The sequence below is a fragment of the Streptomyces phytophilus genome (assembly GCF_013870535.1).
Lineage (GTDB): Bacteria > Actinomycetota > Actinomycetes > Streptomycetales > Streptomycetaceae > Streptomyces > Streptomyces phytophilus.
The window spans coordinates 17412-32533 of sequence record NZ_JACBXC010000009.1; the positions used below are offsets into that span (position 1 = coordinate 17412).

The 15122-nt window shown below is 67.4% G+C and carries 17 protein-coding genes; 11 read left to right on the plus strand and 6 right to left on the minus strand.

From position 1 onward, the window contains the following. The first annotated feature begins 172 nt into the window (after positions 1–172). The 3 genes from H5J30_RS01585 to H5J30_RS01595 all read left to right on the plus strand — a co-directional run bounded on the left by H5J30_RS01585 (position 173) and on the right by H5J30_RS01595 (position 3430). A complete protein-coding gene (locus H5J30_RS01585; RefSeq protein WP_181785324.1) occupies positions 173–952 on the plus strand; it encodes an aminotransferase class IV family protein in 780 nt (259 codons plus the stop codon). 9 nt (positions 953–961) lie between these two features. Next, positions 962–1879, plus strand: coding sequence for a formylglycine-generating enzyme family protein (locus tag H5J30_RS01590; RefSeq protein ID WP_181785325.1), 918 nt, complete (start codon positions 962–964; stop codon positions 1877–1879). Positions 1880–2137: 258 nt separating this feature from the next. Beyond that, positions 2138–3430 carry a helix-turn-helix domain-containing protein gene (locus H5J30_RS01595; RefSeq protein WP_181785326.1) on the plus strand — a complete coding sequence of 431 codons (1293 nt, stop codon included), beginning with the start codon at positions 2138–2140 and terminating at the stop codon, positions 3428–3430. Here the strand turns inward: H5J30_RS01595 and H5J30_RS37340 are convergent. Both H5J30_RS37340 and H5J30_RS01605 read right to left on the minus strand, forming a co-directional pair. Continuing rightward, positions 3416–4015 (minus strand): HAD-IA family hydrolase, encoded by a 600-nt coding sequence (locus H5J30_RS37340; protein ID WP_181785327.1) that lies wholly within the window; start codon positions 4013–4015, stop codon positions 3416–3418. The genes H5J30_RS01595 and H5J30_RS37340 overlap by 15 nt on opposite strands. Before the next feature lie 99 nt (positions 4016–4114). Continuing rightward, positions 4115–4501 (minus strand): hypothetical protein, encoded by a 387-nt coding sequence (locus H5J30_RS01605; RefSeq protein WP_181785328.1) that lies wholly within the window; start codon positions 4499–4501, stop codon positions 4115–4117. Between the two features lie 701 nt (positions 4502–5202). Here H5J30_RS01605 and H5J30_RS01610 point away from each other — a divergent pair. Beyond that, positions 5203–7713 carry a hypothetical protein gene (locus H5J30_RS01610; protein ID WP_181785329.1) on the plus strand — a complete coding sequence of 837 codons (2511 nt, stop codon included), beginning with the start codon at positions 5203–5205 and terminating at the stop codon, positions 7711–7713. Positions 7714–7866: 153 nt separating this feature from the next. Then, entirely contained in the window at positions 7867–8022 is a 156-nt protein-coding gene (locus H5J30_RS01615; RefSeq protein ID WP_181785330.1) for a hypothetical protein, read from the plus strand. 51 nt (positions 8023–8073) lie between these two features. Here the strand turns inward: H5J30_RS01615 and H5J30_RS01620 are convergent, their stop codons facing one another. From H5J30_RS01620 to H5J30_RS01635, 4 genes are all read right to left on the minus strand, one after another. Then, a complete protein-coding gene (locus H5J30_RS01620) occupies positions 8074–8811 on the minus strand; it encodes an NUDIX hydrolase (RefSeq protein WP_309505391.1) in 738 nt (245 codons plus the stop codon). A 240-nt stretch (positions 8812–9051) separates the two neighbouring features. Next, positions 9052–9564 (minus strand): NUDIX domain-containing protein, encoded by a 513-nt coding sequence (locus H5J30_RS01625; RefSeq protein ID WP_181785331.1) that lies wholly within the window; start codon positions 9562–9564, stop codon positions 9052–9054. After that, on the minus strand, positions 9561–10871 hold the full coding sequence (locus H5J30_RS37840; RefSeq protein WP_309505392.1) for an NsdA family TPR-like regulatory protein: 1311 nt from the start codon (positions 10869–10871) through the stop codon (positions 9561–9563). Before H5J30_RS37840 ends, H5J30_RS01625 begins: the two co-directional genes overlap by 4 nt. A gap of 64 nt (positions 10872–10935) precedes the next feature. Beyond that, positions 10936–11109 carry a hypothetical protein gene (locus H5J30_RS01635; RefSeq protein WP_181785333.1) on the minus strand — a complete coding sequence of 58 codons (174 nt, stop codon included), beginning with the start codon at positions 11107–11109 and terminating at the stop codon, positions 10936–10938. 102 nt (positions 11110–11211) lie between these two features. Between H5J30_RS01635 and H5J30_RS01640 the strand changes: the two genes are divergently transcribed. From H5J30_RS01640 to H5J30_RS01665, 6 genes are all read left to right on the plus strand, one after another. Further along, positions 11212–11811 (plus strand): SAM-dependent methyltransferase, encoded by a 600-nt coding sequence (locus H5J30_RS01640; protein WP_258563013.1) that lies wholly within the window; start codon positions 11212–11214, stop codon positions 11809–11811. Between the two features lie 11 nt (positions 11812–11822). Next, on the plus strand, positions 11823–12725 hold the full coding sequence (locus H5J30_RS01645) for an SAM-dependent methyltransferase (protein ID WP_181785335.1): 903 nt from the start codon (positions 11823–11825) through the stop codon (positions 12723–12725). Positions 12726–12904: 179 nt separating this feature from the next. Further along, entirely contained in the window at positions 12905–13087 is a 183-nt protein-coding gene (locus H5J30_RS01650; protein ID WP_181785341.1) for a DUF5999 family protein, read from the plus strand. Between the two features lie 177 nt (positions 13088–13264). Beyond that, the gene (locus H5J30_RS01655) at positions 13265–14110 is read left to right on the plus strand and encodes a class I SAM-dependent methyltransferase (RefSeq protein ID WP_181785336.1); all 846 of its coding nucleotides are present in this window, start codon (positions 13265–13267) and stop codon (positions 14108–14110) included. After that, on the plus strand, positions 14107–14313 hold the full coding sequence (locus H5J30_RS01660) for a hypothetical protein (RefSeq protein ID WP_181785337.1): 207 nt from the start codon (positions 14107–14109) through the stop codon (positions 14311–14313). Before H5J30_RS01655 ends, H5J30_RS01660 begins: the two co-directional genes overlap by 4 nt. Before the next feature lie 498 nt (positions 14314–14811). Further along, positions 14812–15122: hypothetical protein (locus H5J30_RS01665; protein ID WP_220188429.1), on the plus strand; the 311-nt coding region annotated here is incomplete at its 3' end.

The following is a 15122-nucleotide window of genomic DNA, read 5'->3' on the forward strand; positions in this document are numbered from 1 at the left end:
CCGGGACGGGCCGTGCGGAACGCCCTGGATCTCCGATCACTGAACGTGTCCTTGGAGTGACCAGGGAACACCGCCAGCTAGCGACATGGGAATGACTTCCAAATGACGTTGACCCGTCAGTAACACTGTTCGGGGTGCCGATTGAGGCGGCAGCCCTGACATGCTGGGCGGCATGGTGACGCTCAACGGAAAGCCGGTATCCGCCGAAGACGTGCTGCCGCTGGCCCTGACGAACCTCGGGCACTTCACGTCCATGCGCGTCGACGAGTCCGGCATCCGCGGCCTGGCACTGCACCTGGAGCGCCTCGTGCGGGACTGCAAGGTGATCTGGGGCGCGGACCTGGACACCGGATGTGTACGCGACTACGTCCGCCGCGCCGTGGAGGGACAGAGCCGCCCGTGCGTCGTGCGCGTCACTGTCTACGACCCGAAGACCGACATGGGGCGCCCCGCCGACGCCGACGAGCCGAAGATCCTGGTGTCCGTACGCGGTGCCGGCGCGATGCCGCCGGCGCCGCTGCGCGCGATGAGCGTGCCGTACGAACGAGATCTCCCCGAGGTCAAGCACGTCGGTCTCCTCGGAGCGCTGCGCGCCCGCCGCACCGCGCAACTCGCCGGCTACGGCGACGCCTTGTTCGTCGGACGCGACGGACTCGTTTCCGAGGGCGGCACCTGGAACGTCGGCTTCGTCGATCAGAACGGCACGATCGTGTGGCCGCAGGCGCCCGTACTTCCCGGCGTCACCATGGCGTTGCTCCAGCAGATCGCCGAGCACCGGATCGCCACCGTCACCCTGGAACAGGCCAAGGGCATGGCAGCCGCGTTCGCGACGAACACGAGCATCGGAGTCCGCCCCTTGGCCGCCATCGACGAGGCCGAATTCCCCACCGATGACCCAGTGTTGTGCCAGCTCCAAGCCGCGTACCTGCTGGTCCCTGGCGAGACCCCCTAGAGCACGAGCATGGCAGGGGTCACCAGGTGGACCGGCCGCGAGGCCGGCCTGCTTCGCAAAGCGATGCGCAAGACCGGCAAAGCGTTCGCCGAGCTGGTCGGCGTCAATCCACGCCAGATCCCTCGTTGGGAGGGCCGCGGCGAAACCCTGGAACTGAGCCTCGCCAACCAAGCAGCCCTCGATACCGTCCTCGCGCGCGCGGATCCCGCCGTCCAGCAGCGCTTCGCGGCCCTTCTCACCGAGCTGGCTGCCGCCGGGCATGACGAGCGCGCCGAGGAACTGCTCCGACGCGACACACGAACCAGCCGGCACCCCGTCGACGGGAAGCTGATGACCGTCGTCGACGAAGGCATCTACCTCTCCGGTCCGGACAACCGCTCGGTATGGCTGGAGCCCTACCTCATCGACGTCTACCCGACGACCAACGCCGACTACGCGAGATTCGTGCGCGCCACCGGCCACCGGCCACCGCGGCACTGGTCCGCCGGCCGGTGCCCCGACGATCTCGTAACCCATCCGGTGGTGTGGGTGACCTGGCACGACGCCACCGCCTACGCCCGCTGGGCCGGCAAGACACTGCCGAGTGCTCAGCAGTGGGAGAAGGCCGCCCGCGGCCCGCGCGGACGCCTCTACCCGTGGGGCAACGACCCCACAGCCGCGAAGTGCAACGTCGCCGAGACCGGTATCGACGCCACGACACCGGTCTCCCGCTACCAATCCGGCGTCAGCCCGTACGGCGCCTTCGACCTGTGCGGCAACGTGTGGGAGTGGTGCTCCACCGAAGAACAGCCCGGCAACGGCCGGTACGCGCTGAAGGGCTCGGCCTTCACCTCTCCGTTCGAACGGGCCACCCCGTCCCTGCACAACGCGGCGAACGCGACCATGCAGGACAACGACACCGGATTCCGCTGCATCAGCCCTCCCTAGACGGACACCGACACGGCGCCCCCCGCACCGGCTCGGTGCGGGCAGCGAAGGCCGGCAGACAGCAGCGACAGCTGCGCAGTACGCAGGCACCGACGCCATCCCAGCCTCCGCGATCCAGGCGATCACCCTCCCGACTGAAAGCCGGAAGGGGCGCAGACCCTCACTCTCTGCACCGATCCGAGGACACACCGAGAACCGTCCTGTGACAATGACGTGGCCCGATCCACCCCCGATCCCAACCGCAGGCAGGCGCGGCCGATGCCCGATCAGCTCCGCAACGACATGCGGCAGGCACGCAGGGCATCCGGCGTGGCCTGGGCGCGCTTCGCCCGCGAAGCGGGCTTCGGAGAGTCCTACCTGCGCAACGTCGAGAATGGAAACAGATCGGTGACCAGCGGCGTCGCCGCCGCCTATGATCGTGTACTGCGCACGGGCGGCGCCTTCGCCAAAGCGCTGGAAGAGACCGGCTCAACGGCCGCCGGCAGCGTGCCGTGGGACCCGCCCGAGAGCCCGACCGTTCTCGCTGGCCTGCTGAACGGGAGCAGCGTGGATCGCAGAAGCGTCTTCTCCGCCGGGGCCGCGCTCTCCGTCTCGGCGAGCAAGTGGTCCGAGATCCTCGGGCCAACCCGGCCGACCACAACGCCCGCACCCCTGGCCGACGGCCCGGCGCTACTGGCGCACGTGGATGACCGCCTCGACCACCTACGGCACCTGGACGACGAGCTGGGCAGCGGCGACGTACACCAACTGGCCCGCAGCGAACTCTCCTTGATCGTCAAGCTGATCAAGTCCCGCCGCTACAACGGCCGGACCCTGGACCACCTCCATTCGATGGCGTCCGAGGCCGCACGACAAGTGGCCTGGAGCGCGTTCGACCAAGGCCGACCGGGCATCGCCCAGCACTTCTTCGACGGCTCCCTCCGCGCCTCAGCCGACGCCGGCGACCCGATCAGCGGCGCCTACGCCCTGTCTTTCGCCGCCATCCAGTGCTACTCGACCCCAGGCCATGCCCACAGGGCGGTCTCGCTGCTGGAGACGGCACGCACGCAGGCAAAGCGGAAGGCGACACCGCGCATGCACGCCATGCTGGCCGCCCGCACCGCCCGCGCCCTGTCCAAAGCCGGCACGAAGAAGGAATGCGCCCACCAACTCCACATCGCCCGCCAAGCGCTCGACAAGGGACCACACGACGACGACCCGAAGATCCTGTACTGGGTCGACATGGGCGAGATCGAAATGATTGCCGGCTCGGCCGCCTTACACCTCGGAGACCCCGCCGAGGCACTCCGCCGCTTCGAAGCCGCCATGACTGCGGCGTACCCAGGCGACGAGGAATACCCACGCAGCCACGCCATCTACCTCGCCCGCGCCGCCGAAGCACACCTCGCCCTCCACGACCTCGACGCCGCGGTCGCCACCGCACGCCACGCAGCCCGATGCCTCGGCTCGGTCGACTCCACACGCTCGGCCTCCGAGCTGAAGGGCCTCCGCGAGAAGCTGACACCCCACATCCAGCACACGGCCGTACGGGACTTCCTACAGACCGGCTAGCCCCAGCACCTCACGCAGACGCCCCGCCACCACCTTCTCATCCAGCGCCAGCAACGGCGTGATTCCCAGACCTGCAGCGGCTGCAAGATTCTCTTCACCGTCGTCGACAAACAGGCACCGCTCGGCCGGCACCCCGAGCTTGTCGAGCACCAGCCGGAATATCGCCGGGTCCGGCTTGCGCAGCCCGTGCTCCGCGGAGAGCACGACCTCATCGAAGGTGCCCTGCAAGTCGAACCCCGCGTAAGGATCGTACGGATCCCGACCGAGACTGTTGGACAACACCGCCGTCTTCACCCCGGCAACGCGCGCCAGCCGCGCGACGTTCAGGACCTGGTACGCCGGGAAGGCGTCGTGGAGATAGCGGGCCATCAGGTCGTCAGGTGAAGTGCCGATCAGGGCTGCGAACCCGCTGTTCCACTCCGGTTGGCTGATCTTGCCGAGTTCGAGCTGACGGAACAGCTCCTGCCCGCGCGGATCCGCCCAGGCCCGAAGAAACGTCCCCCGAACGAGTTGCTCCCGTTCCTCGAAGTACGAGATCACCTCGACCATGTTGGCCGTCAAGACCCCGAAGAAGTCGAAGATCACGCCACCGAACCTGGGCTCCGCCGTCCTCGCCATTCCTCAAGCCTACGGCCGGGGAGCAAGGAACAGCCCTCCCGGCAGAGGAGACCCTGCCCCACGTGGCTAGCCCGCGCCGCCTCCGGCGTGATGTGGTGCCGGCGGCTGCCGCGTGGACGTCGCCCGGGGCGGCGTCCGGCTCAGGTCGCCGCCGCGGGGGATGCCCACTGGCGGATCCCCTGTCGACAGGACGAGCATCACTCGGGCGTCCCATCGGTAGGTGCGGCAGAAGGTCTCGTCCCTGCTACTAAGTTCAGGGACGGGGAGCCGGATCGTGAGCTGCAGGCCGATGGTCCGATCCGGCCAGTCGTGTCTGGCCATCACGCTGGCCAGGCGCCAGTCGCTCAAGGTGTAGACGAGCAGGCGCGGCGGGTGGCTGGGCGAGTAGATCCGGACGCGCGGCGGCGGACCCATGTCGGGGCACCACGGCTGAACCTCGATCGCTTCACTCACGTGTGCGAGTCTAGGTCGGAACTGTCTCATCACAAACGACCTGGTCCACGGCCACGACTGTGACTTGCGACGACCAGATCGCTTGAGACGAAAGCGCCCGGGAATCTCAGCCGATCTGGTCCCGGAGCTGCGAACGCGCCGCGTTCGCCCTGCCGCCGACCAGGGCGTCTCAACCGACATGGCCGGACAGGACCAGATCATCCGAGGCGGGGACCAGAACGGCAGAGACGGGACAGGAGCCTGCTGGGCGGGTTGGTGTCGCTCAGGTCCTGTCTCGCCGAAGATGGCACCGTTCCATTGTCATCGTGCGATATCTCAAATAGGACCTGTGCGAAATGCGATTGGTCGCTCGTGCACCTGATCTGATGAACCTCGCCGTGCGAGTTCGGCATTGCGTGGGCGCGGGTGGCAGATTCTGTCGTGCACGTCGGTGGCTCATCACCGGCGTCCGCCTCATGCCGCCGTCGGCGGAGCAGGAGCAAGCCGCGAGACGTCCAGACGCCACCGAGGCGCTGTTGGGGCTGATCGTTCTTCGGGCGTTGGCAGGTGGGCCGTACGGGGCGAGGACCGCCACACACCCTCTCCGGGGTATTGGCCCGTTTCTCGTCGGCACGAGGCTTCGGCTCTCGGGCGCGTGACGCGCTCCCGATAGACGGGAGCTTGTGCGTTCGCCCGGCACGCCTGGGTGGAAGGAAAACATCATGGTCGCGACACGAAGCGACGTCATCTTCCCGCGCATCGGCACCGACGCCTGGGGCCGGAAACTCGCGGACGCCATCGAGAACACCTGCGCGGAACTCGGGGTCGTGCCCCCTCCCCGGCAGGCGATCACCGAGGGTCTGGCCACCGCCCTCCCGGACACCGAGATCAAGGGCCTGACCGTCACCCGGAGCGGCAAGAGGATGCTCAAGCCCACGGCCCACCGTCTCGTGCAGGCGGGCGACGAGCAGGTGCTCTTGCTGATGTGCGACGTCCATGGCGCTGCGGTGGCCCCGTGGGACCTCAACGACCGCACCGTCGGCTGCTGGTCGCCGCCCGTTGCTGAGGCCAGCCAGCGAGTCAAGGAACTCATCGCTGCTGAGCTGGCGCTGAACGAGGCCAGGAAGACCAAGGGGACGACAGAGAAGGAGCGGGAGAGGTGCCGCCGCGCAGCCGGAGACGACACCTACGCCGCGCAGGCCCTGGAGGCGGCCAAGCAGAAGCACAAGGACGCTGAGGCCCGCGTGGCGGAACTCGAACGCGAGCGTCAGGCCCTCCTTACCGCCCTCGGTAACCGACGGCCGCGGCCTGTGGTCCGGGCAGCAGAGCAGGACGGGAAGCCGAAGGCGGCGCTCACCCTCGCCGAGCAGCCGTATGAGGTGGCCGTTCATTTGCAGCGGTACGCCGCCGAGAATCTGGAGCGTGCCGGCAAGACCCGCGGCTACGACCTGACCGAGTCCCTTGTGGACGCGGGCCAGCTCTCCAAGGGCATGAACGTCCTGCAGCAGTGGCAGATCACCCGCCCCGACGGCACGGTGCTGAAGTTGTGGCGACTGGCCGCCGTGACCGGGAACAACCGGGCACTGGCCCGTCTCGACATCTTCCGTGTGCGTCCGGAACACCTGGTCACGGGGATGCCCCAGTCCCTCCTGCCCATGCCGAAGGGCAAGAAGGCCGACCCCGGGCTGCTGCTGCTGGGTCAGCGGGAGATCCTGAACCGGCTCTCCGACCGGCTCAACGCGGTCACCGCCAACCCGGAGACGGAAGCGACCGACCCGGCGGTCCGCGCCGAGAAGATCGCCACGGTCTCCGCGGAGATCGTGATCGGCTGCACCAAGCCTGCGGCCCTGGAACACGTCCTGCGGACGCTGAATGTCAACGACCACCTGCGCGGCATCCAGCCCTACGACGAGGACGCGCGCCTGATCGCCCTGTTCGCGACGCTCGTCGACGCATACGCCAGGGAATCGCTCCTCGCGGACGCACTCGCCGAGGCGTTCCCCGACGCGCGCGGCGCGGACCTCCTCGACCTGGTCGGCGTGCGCGACGCGCTGACCGCCAACGGACCGCTCGACCCGCTCGTGCCGCTCGTGCCTGCGGGCGACGACATCGCCCCGGTCGTGCTCCGCGACATCGCGGTGCGCGCCATCACCGCGCTCGTATTCCCCGAGATCCCGCCCGAGTCCCCGGAGCGGACGAACGCACGCACCGTCCGCGACACGGGGCGCTTCTGGCCGATCGTCAGGGGCACGCTGCAGGAGTCGGCGTGGAGCAGGACCAGGGCGAAGGCAGCCCAGGCACGCACCCGCCTGTGGTCCGCCGCCATCGCCCAGCTGTTCGTGCACCGGGGCAACATCCTCTCCGCCCTCGGCTTCTTCGGCGTCCAGGAGACCGCCACCGGCGCCGGGCAGGACCCGCGGTCGCTCAAGGCGCTCCTCCTCGGAGCAGAGGCCGGCGACGCGACCGCCTGGAACGCCCTCGTCCAGCGCATGGCACCGGCGCTGATCCACGCGCCACAGCCGTTCATCACCGCCGGCCAGGGCAGCGAGGCCGGCCACGACCGCAAAGGCGTGCGACGCACCCCCACAAGCGCCCTCGCCGCCCTCAGCCTCGCGTACACGGCAGCCAGCAGCCCGAAACCCAGCCGGGCACTCCTCCTCGCGTTCGCGAAGGCAGTGTTGGAGCACCCGGACGCGACCCAGCCGCCCGAGGCGGAAAGCGGCGAAACTCTGATCTGCTACGGCGAACAGCACTGGGTTGAAGGGCATACGCCCATCACCGCCGGGATGATCACCGCTCCTGACAGCGGGGGCCGACCCACCCGCTACATCGCCGACAAGGAATGGTTCGACGAGACGTTCCCCGTGGAACTCGGTATCCCGGCCGCGAGCAACACCGCCACTTCCCCCACGGCCGGGACCAGCGAGGGCACCACTGCCACCATCCACGGTGCTCCGCTGGCTGACCCACACGACCAACTGGCCACGCTGCGCCGGGAGCTGCCCGCCCGTGTGGAACTCGTCGAGAGCGGCTACCAGCAGGCCGTGGACTCCGCCCACACCCTGATGACCGATTTCGAAGAGGCCCACCGCCTACGCGTCCAGCTCGAAGAGGACGCGCTCCCGGCCGAGCAGCGGATCGAGTGGATGGAGAAGCTGACGAAAGCCCGGGCCGCGGCACAGGCCAGCACGACGACGCTCGAACAGGTGGAAGCGCTGATCCTCCAGGTCTGACCAGCGCGGTAGAACCCCAACGCTGGCGTGCGTCGGCGGGCTCCTCAACGCAGTTGAGGAGCCCGCCCCCGGGAACTACGCACGGGCAGCCACAGCACGCCCGGCAGCCACCAGCCGCGCATTATCGCCCCGGACCTGGTCACCGACGCCCAGATGTGCCTCAAGCGCGGCGGCAGCGAACGGGCATGCGCCACCTGTCACCGCGCCCTCGACCACATGGACGGCGTCCGCTCCAACCGCATCGGCAATGCCGTCACCGGCATGCGCAACGACCTCACCGCTTACGGGCCCGCGGCCTGCGACGCGTAGCCGAACTCGATGAGCGCGGAAGCGAATTCCTCACCGGCTCCTGACCTCCGCTCAGCGCCGCTCGCACAGGCGGCGGACGATCGGCTCCAGATAGTCCGCGTGTGGACCGTCCAGGATCGCCAACTCCTTCGGCGAGGACACCAGGGCGATGCCGTCGAGTTCAGGTTCGCGCCCCTGGACGCGCTCAGCCGCTGCCGCAGCGGCGAGGCCGGCGCGCAGCGCTGCCTCGGAACACGCGGGGGCAAGGTAGGTCAGGCCGACACTGCCGTTCTCCCCCCGGGTCACAACCCAAAGTCGCAACTCCTCGGCGACGCGAATCCCCACCTCCTCGGCGAGTTCCCGCGCTGCCTGAGCGGCAAGCCCCGACTCGTCCAGCACCGCGCCTTCCTCGGGGGGCTCCACTGAGCCTCCCGGTAGTTGCCAGCGCCCTGGAGCCGCCGTAGAAGGCGCCATCCTCACCGCCAACAAGCGGCCGTTGTCGGTCGGCTGAGCGACGTTCACGAACAGCGAGGGCAATGCGGTGGCGCCGGAGACACGCCGTAAGGCGTAGTGCCGATAGGTCACCTGCACCCAGGACAACCGCAGCACTCGCGGGCTCAACCACTCCAGTCCCCTACAAGCCACCACCGGCCCGTCGAAGAGGTTGGGGTTGGCCCGAACCGCCCTTTCCCACACACGGTCTCGGGCCTCGGCATCGTGAGCCGGCAGCGGTGGCTCCTGGGCTTCGTCCAGCACAAGCCGTTTCGCGTCGAGGAGGTCAATGCCTACCGGGCGCAGGATCTCAGTCACCGGCCCATCGTAGAACCGCCCTCTGGCGCACCTTTACTCTTTCACCCGGACAGTCCTCACAGAGCGTCTGAAGTCCCCCACCCAGGTTGCAGCGGAACGTCTCATCAGCGTGGGCGGCGTCGGAGGCAAAGCTGGCCCAGCGGATACCCGATGTTGGGGTGCACCCGCCCGATTTCTGACGGAGGTTAGGCTGCGCAGTTTGATTGAAGCGATCGTACGGAGGGTGATTCTCGGCACCGATTACAAGAGGCGCCCGTTCTCCAGGTAGCGTGGGATTTGTTCCTCAAGCGCTTTCAACGCTTGAGCGGCACGGCGGGCGATGCGTTTCTGGAGCATCTTCACGGCGTGATCGGGTTCGAGGAACTTTATCGCCGACAATTCGCGATCACGAGGGCGGAGGCTGGAGCATTGCTCTGCTGTGAGGATGCCACCATCGAAGATAAAGGCCAGTTGATCATCCCACGGTCCATGCGGTGGCACCCAGTCCACGACCAGTACTCTGATCAGAGGGAGGGTGAGCCAAAGCTCTTCGCCCAACTCTCGATTGGCCGCACCGTGCGGCGATTCATTTGCCTCGGCCATACCGCCGGGCAAGTCCCATGCATCCTTATATGTCGGCTTGACAATCAGGATACGGCCTCCCTCGTCGCAGAAAAGGGCATCTGCCGCAACACGTTTACGTGCCTGCTTGGCATTGCCTTCTGCCAGGTGAGCCTCCTGCTCGCCGTTGGTTGACTCGGACTTTGTGGTCACGTGTACGAACCTTCCATGGTGGGCGAGGCACCGATATCTGCGAACAGGACGGCTCGTTGCTCATTCACTGCCAGCAGGCATTCAAGGAAGTCACTCACCGAGCTTTGTTGTCGATAGGGGTTAAGTGCTATGGCCAAGTTGTTCAGTTGGTTTGTAGCGCGTATTGACCCGAGTGTATGACAAGCGCCGAGTAGTTCATTTCCCACGGTGCATGCTGCCTCAAGCTCTCCCTGTTGGACTCTGATCAGCGCCAGCGAGATCTGCCCGAAAACTCTGCTGCGGGCCCTGTCGCCAGGACGCAGGGATACTGCTCGCTCCGCCTCTGCAGCCGCTGCTGATAGTTTTCCCAGATCCTGCAGCGCCAGCGCGGCTTCACTGGCGAGCGCGGCTGAATCGAAACTGCTGGTCCATTCTGAGACTGCAGGAACCGGGGCAGACCTCAGCTCCTCGTGCGCGGCGTCAAGAACACGACGAGTGGCCTCTGCTTCTCCCCGTTTGGCCAGCGCCCGCGCTTCCATCGCATACAGGCGAGACGATAGCGCGGGAACTTTCGGACCCAGATTAGCGTTCTTCCGCCCGGCCTGTGCTAGCGATGCCGCCTCGCTGAGTCGGCCGCGCTGCAGGGCAAGGTGACTCATGCTGGCCATAATATTCGCACCCAGCGCCGGGTCATTTCCGGAGCGAGCTAGGGGTAGGGCCTTCTGGAAATGTCTATTTGCGTGAGCGTCGCTCCCTGAATCGTGTGCCATCCAGCCAGCTAATTCAGTCAACGAAGCTGCTGCTAGGAATGTCTGCTGCGGTTCATCGTCCTCTTCGCTTCCGAAGAGGCGCGGTGCAATGTTGTGGTGAAGATATCGCAGAACTGACCGGTAAAGGTGCCCTCCGCCGAGTTGGCGATCCGCCGCCCTGAACGAAGCTATAGCCGTAGCATCAGAGGAAGATCTCTCTCCGGCTTCACGCGATGCCTGTCGAATAGTCACGTTCCGAGGAACGGTCCCCGGATCCCGTATTGTTCGTTTTGTCTGAGGCGTGCCGGGGGGGGCAGTGAAGGCAATCAACTCGCCGTTGGCCCTGAGGGCCTTGTCGAGTGCAGCTGCGATTTGGGGGGTTGGCTTCCGACGCCCGGTCACCAGATCTCCTACGTGACCTCGGCTGCAGTTCGCAAGATGGGCGACGTCCCGTAGCGAGAGGCTACCGCGCCGGCGGTGCAGTGCTTCCCCGAACGTCTCCTCCATCGTGACGCCTTCCAGTCCGCAGGAGTCCGCAGGGCGTCCGCACAGCCGCGGACGCTTGCGTACAGGCCGCATCTTTCACCGATCCAACCTGCGATGAATCCTACTCTCAAGGGCGTCGACAGACTGCGACGTCAGGTCAGAACTGAACTACCAGGTGAGTGGTGTTGGTGATCGAGAGACGAGTGGTGAGGTGGACGGTGATCGGGTCGGCGCGCGCCCACTGGCTCGACGAGGCGGACTCATCGCGCTCGTTCACCAGCCCTGATCTGCTCGGCGCCTCCAACCGCACGCGCAGCCTCAGGAACGTCAACGCACCACTCCTTTCCACCCGCGTGCGAAAGAGGAGGTACGCCACCTCCCTGCGGGCTGGACACCTCGTTGTCTCGATGAGGCGATACGTATGAACCAGTGGATGAGGGTCCGCCCGCCAGCTGAACGGACTGACGTCGACTTCTGCCGGCCGCATCCTGCACGGGTAAACGGCTACCTGTTGGGCGGCAAGGACAACTACGTGGCCGACCGCGATCTCGCCGGAGTCGTTACAAAGGTCCCGAAGGCCCGCGTGGAGTCCCTCTTGAGGGTGCTCGGTGACCACCGCCGTCGTCACGAGGTTCGCCCGGCCGGCGCCTGCACTCGGAAGATCCCGCCCTGCCCGACCGCCTTCCCCGGACTGCTCGACGGTCTCGCGCCGTCCTGTGCGTGCCTCGTTGTGACCCCGGCCCTTGCCTACCAGGGGCTTCGGCCAGTAGCGGCGAAACGCCAGCAGCGACTCGTAGACCTGGGCGCACGCCTGCTCTTGGTCCGTGGAGGCCACCGTAAGCCGCTGGTCTGGCGGAGACGCAGACCGCTTTCCCCTCGACGGCGGTGTGACATCGAAGGCGGCTATCGCAAATGCAATTCACTGATCCACCCTTCCTCCCAGAAGGAAGCGCGGGCAAGGGTGATCCGCCACGGTTACACCCCTTCACGGGACATGCCCTTCCGTCTTCCGTTCTGTCCGAACCCCTGTTAATCGAGGCTGGCATGGCCGAAACTCCCTCCAACCCTTCAGGCAACTCCCCACGCGTCAACGGATTCGACGGCGTTGAGTTGCCGAGCGCTGCGCAGCCGAATGCGGCACGCATCTACGACTACCTCCTGGGCGGTAAGGACTTCCTCAGCGTCGACCAGAAGGCCGCCGCAGAACTGCAGAAAGTCTTTCCGCACGCAGAGATTACCGCCCGGGAAAACCGGCGTTTCATGGCCCGTGCCGTGGGTTTCCTTGCGCGGCGGGGCGTGACGCAGTTCTTGGACGTCGGCACCGGTATCCCCACCTCCACACCTGATCTGTCCAATCTCCACGAGGTCGTCCAGGGAATCCAGCCGCGCGCCCGGGTGGTGTACGTGGACAACGACCCAGTTGTCATGGCCCATGCGCGCGCCCTGCTGACCGGCACCGGCCAGGGCAGCGTGGGCTACGTAAGGGCGGATCTGCGCAAGCCGCAGCGCATCCTCGACTCGGCGCCGGTACGCGCGCTGGACCAGACGCGGCCGGTCGCGCTCTCCCTCATCGCCATTCTCCATTTTCTGCGGGACGACGTTCGTCCGCACGACGCGGTGGCCACGCTGATCGATGCCCTTCCCGCGGGCAGCTACCTGATCGTCTCGCACGTCACCAACGACCTGGTTTCCGAGGCCGGACCGGTGTCCATGGAGGCCGCGGCGGACCTGTACCGGAACCACGGGATCCAGGCGCAGGCCCGTGATGCCGAGGAAATCCGCGGCTTCTTCGACGGGCTGGAGTTCATAGACCCCCCGGGGCTGGTGCCGGTCCATCGCTGGCCGGCCGACGGCATCCTCAGCCGCCAAGTCACCGATGCAGAGGTCTCCTGCTACGGCGCAGTGGCCCTCAAGCGCAACCGGACTCGAACCGGGGGGCGAGGATGAGCCCGAAGCACGCACGCGAACAGCAGAAGATCACGACGAGTGTGTGGCGGCCGTTCACGCTGCTCGCTCTGCTCGTGGGCGCTATCAGCGCAGCGGTACTGCCCGGTGGCGCCCGTGGCGAGACGTCAGGGTCAGCGCGGTGCCGAAGGTCACGGCGGGCGAGGTGGAGGCCGGCCATGGTGTGTAGGCACCGCCCCCGCTGCCCGTCGGCTCAGGCGGCCGACCGCGACGCGGCCAAGAGCGTAGCGCGCGATCGTGTGTCGGGCTGGAGCCTGCTGTGCAACGGAGTCGTCGTCTTCGATGACACCGGCGAGCTGCTTCCCGATGGCCGCGTCATCAACCCGCACCGAGTCCAGTTGTAGACGCCGTACGGCTAGGCGCTCATGCCCCTGCTGCCCGCCGGATGCCGGGCCCTCGCTTGTACGAGGAGGACCATCCCCCGTGTCCTTTGCCCGCCTGGCGGGCAGCAGGTCTCACCACCGCCCGCGGCGTCATCCCCAACTCCGCAAAACCCGAACGCCTTTGGAGTTCTGATTTCTATGTCCTCCGTCAGCCCGATCCGGGGCAAGGGAGATGCTCTGTCGCTATACGTCGATCCGGGTGGGATCTTCACCGGAACTGCCGGCTTCTACTCGGCGCGGCCGGGCTACCCTGACGTGCTGCTGGACCACATCGCCGGACTCACGGGCGGGGTGCCGGGCGCGAGGGTGCTCGATCTCGGGACGGGAACCGGCGCCGTCGCGCGTGAGCTGGCTGCTCGCGGGCTGGACGTGCTCGCGGTGGATCCCTGTGCAGAGATGCTGGAGGAGGCCCGCCGCCTGGCGATGGCCAGCGGTCACGACTCCATCACGTGGCGGAAAGGGATCGCCGAAGACCTGCCGACCGGCCTAGGGCCGTTCACGCTGGCCGTCATCGGGGACGCTTTCCACTGGATGAACCGCGGCCGTGTGCTGCGCGCCCTGCACCAACTCATCGAGCCCGGGGGGTGCGTGGCGCTGCTGTCGCACCGGTGGCCCGGCTACCCCAAGCCCGCCTGGACCCCTGTCCTGGAGCAGGTCCGCAGCCGGCACCTGGGCCCGAACCGACATGCCGGCCCGACCGGACAATTCTCCCGTTCGCAGGCTGGCCACGAAGACGCCTTCCGGGACTCCGAGTTCGGACACCTGACTCGGGTTACGACTGACTACACCATTGATGTCCGACTGGACGATCTCCTCCGCTGGCAGTGGTCCCAGGTCCATTCCTCAGTGCCTCTGCTGGGGGACGGGTGGGCGGCGTACGAGGCCGACCTGCGCACCTTGCTGCGCGTGTGGGAGCCAAGCGAGCAGTTTCGCGAGGTCAGCCAGGCTCACCTGCTGATCGGGCAACGCGGAGGCGACCGGTGACCCGCCACAAGCGAGCACCGGAGCAGGAGTCCGAGGAGGCGCAGGATCCGGCGGGCCCTGACCTGTGGCCGTTCATCTGGCTCAGCGCGGTCGTGATCGCCATCTCCATCGTCGTCTTGGGGGACCCGGCCCGCGGCGCTGAGCCTGTCGACACCGTCACCAGTACCGCGCCGGCCGACGAGAACGCGGTGGATCCGTGGTGATGCTCCCTCAGCCCTTCATACGGGCCGGGCGGGCTCGCCCGGCCCGTGTGATCACCACCCCAGGAGAAGTCCGGGGGCACCAGATTCCGCCGCGCCCTGGGGAGGTTGCGACGGCGGACTGCCGGGCTGCCGGCTCTTACCGGCCGGCGGCCCGGCCCACATCACCACAACGCGGCTCCGCCCACTCCGGTACAGCGGGCGGCGGGCCGGTCCTTCGTGCACAGCCCTTCGGACCGTGACCTACGCCTACCCACCTGACCTATACGACCCCCTCTGCTGATCACGCCGAGAAACCAGGACATGAAGCCGCCATCAACTGCCGATCGCACCGCAATCGATGCCACCGCGCCCGATGCACCGCCAGCCCTCCTTCCGCCGCCACCACCCGCACGTCCCTCCGAGCCGCCGGCCCGCCCGTCGTCCGCGACCGGATGTGAGCGCGAACCCGAGGCGGCCAACGCGGCCCCAGTCCAGTTAAGAGGCGGGCAGCAGCCCGCGGTGTTCACCTTCGACCGGGTGAACCCGAAGCGGGCCGTTGTCGACGCCTGTGGACTGCTACTGATCGTCCTTGCGGCGGTCTGCGTGGGTTCGCTCTACGCTTTCGCCGACCTGAGTGGCGTGCACCAGGCCCCGCACGAGGAGACGGTCACGCTGGTCTTCTCCGTGCTCGCCGCCGGCATGGTGCTGTTGTGGCTGACTTGGTTGCTGGTCAACCGGGGCGCGCCGAGGTGGGTGTGTCTGGTGGCCGTGGTGGTCGGGGTGCTTGCCGTGGTGGCGAAGGTGCCCGAGCCCTGGCAGACGACCGGGCA